The following is a 1,797-nucleotide window of genomic DNA, read 5'->3' as shown; positions in this document are numbered from 1 at the left end:
CACCTCGCCGGCCGCATATCAACGCCGCCTCGCGAAACCTGCCCCGTGGTGCCACCGAGCGGGCCGTGTGGTGCCGATACAGGGCCGCCAGGTCATCAGGTAGCGGAAGGCCAAACAACGCCGCCAGGAACGCGCGCCAAGGCCGCCAGGACGGGGCCGTGAACATGCCGCCGAAGAGTTCCGGGTCGTCCAGGGCGGCGAGGATGTTCACCGGCCGGCGGCCCGGTCGGCGAGGATGTCGCGGATGTCACGGCGGGGGGCAGGGGCGGCGTCCAGGCCGAGGGCAACCATCGTCCTCGTCAATGTGTTTGACCACGCCAAATACTCGCGCGTGGCGTGCTCCGACATAGCGCCGGTCGCGAGGGCCTTGGCGTCCATCTTCGCGAGGTTCAGCGTCAGCATGACTGCCCGCTCGATCAGCACCCGCTGCGGTGTCGTAGGGTTGCCGCCGACATGGCGCAGCAGGTCGGCGCGCACTTCACGGATAAACCGGCCATCCCGGCTTCGGCCTGTCACGGCAGCCCAGCGTACGGGCGCCGAGTAGCGGTCCCGGCGCTGCCGCGACGCGGACGGGCGCGAGGGTTTCGGATGCGTGTCTGCGGGCTGCGGGAGCGCGGTTTCACGTGCCATATTCGACACATATTGGACAATTCGCGGGCGGCGCAAGAAAAAAGCCAATCCCGTCAATAGGTAGTCCACACACGACTAGGGCGGTTTACCGCCTTGAGAAGGCGGCGACTTACCGGATGCGGCAAGGGGTTGTGCGGTCGGAACCACCCGCTCGCCGGGTCCAACCCTGTCGCGCGCGTTCTCCCCACAGGCCAAATCTGAAGGATGTGAAGGATCACCCCATTCGGGGCGTCTAGCGCGCGCGCGCGATACGGGGGAAATACGGGGACCCTTCACATCCTTCAGGGCCTCAGTCACGGTCGGCAGCCGTCTCGTGGCGTGGCCGGGGAATGGGCAGCCCGATGCCCCGGAAAGCGGCTTTGCCGTTCGGGAGGCGACACGCTTGGTAGCCGCGTTCAAGCAAGCTCTGGCTGAACCTCTTTTGGGTTCCCGGTTGCTCGCCTGCGCGTTCTGCCCAGGTGCGCCAAGCCGCATAGAGCGCGCTGCTGCCTTCCTCGCGGTGCCGCCCAACCTCACAACATTCATCAACCCACTGGCCGAAGGCATCCTCGCCTTTCAAATATTCTTCCGTAGCTGCGGTGACGGCGGCGGGCGCGGCGAGGCCGTTGCGCTGCCAGTCCAGGCAGCCGGCGATTGCCCAGGCGAGGATGGCCGGCCATTCGGCTTTCAGCTCGGCGCCGAGGTTCGGATTCCGCTGATCCGGCGGGATCGTGACCGTGAAGGGGATCAGATGCATGCGACGGCGCATCGCTTCGTCAACATTGCGCAGGGCGGGCTTGTGGTTGCCGGCGATGAACAGCTTGAACTGAGGCGTGAAGGTGAAGAAATCCTTGTGCATGAACCGCGCGGTAATCGGGTCGCCGCCGGTCAGTGACTTGATCCGGGATTCGGCCCAGGCGCGGCCCTGTTCCGTTTCTTGCGCAGTCACCAGACGCGCGCCGCGTAGCATCGCGAGCTCGGTCGGGTGCCGGTCCGTCTGGGTGGCCGCGAAGGTCTCCATAGGCGCGATCGTGGCATAGTCGCCGAAGATGCCGGCGAGGGTGTTGAGAAACACGCCCTTTCCGTTGCCGCCGGTGCCGTAGCCGAAGAACAGCGCGTGCTCGCGGGTGCTGCCGGTCAGGGCGTAGCCGGCGGCGCGTTGCAGGAAGCGCACCAGGTCCGCGTCGC

General features: G+C 66.7%; 2 protein-coding genes and 1 pseudogene. All 3 read right to left on the bottom strand.

The window, feature by feature from the left end; genetic code table 11:
* Positions 1-211 (bottom strand): annotated as a pseudogene (locus tag B8460_RS23080) (hypothetical protein); the annotation flags it as partial.
* On the bottom strand, positions 208-477 hold the full coding sequence (locus tag B8460_RS13940) for a hypothetical protein (RefSeq protein WP_241771194.1): 270 nt from the start codon (positions 475-477) through the stop codon (positions 208-210). The pseudogene B8460_RS23080 and the gene B8460_RS13940, both read right to left, overlap by 4 nt.
* 442 nt (positions 478-919) lie before the next feature.
* On the bottom strand, positions 920-1,797 hold an 878-nt coding region (locus B8460_RS13935), incomplete at its 5' end, for a phage/plasmid primase, P4 family (protein ID WP_048862215.1).

The organism is Acidisphaera rubrifaciens HS-AP3, from assembly GCF_000964365.1.
In the GTDB taxonomy this organism is placed as follows: Bacteria; Pseudomonadota; Alphaproteobacteria; order Acetobacterales; family Acetobacteraceae; genus Acidisphaera; species Acidisphaera rubrifaciens.
This window is presented reverse-complemented; position numbering and strand designations above follow the sequence as displayed.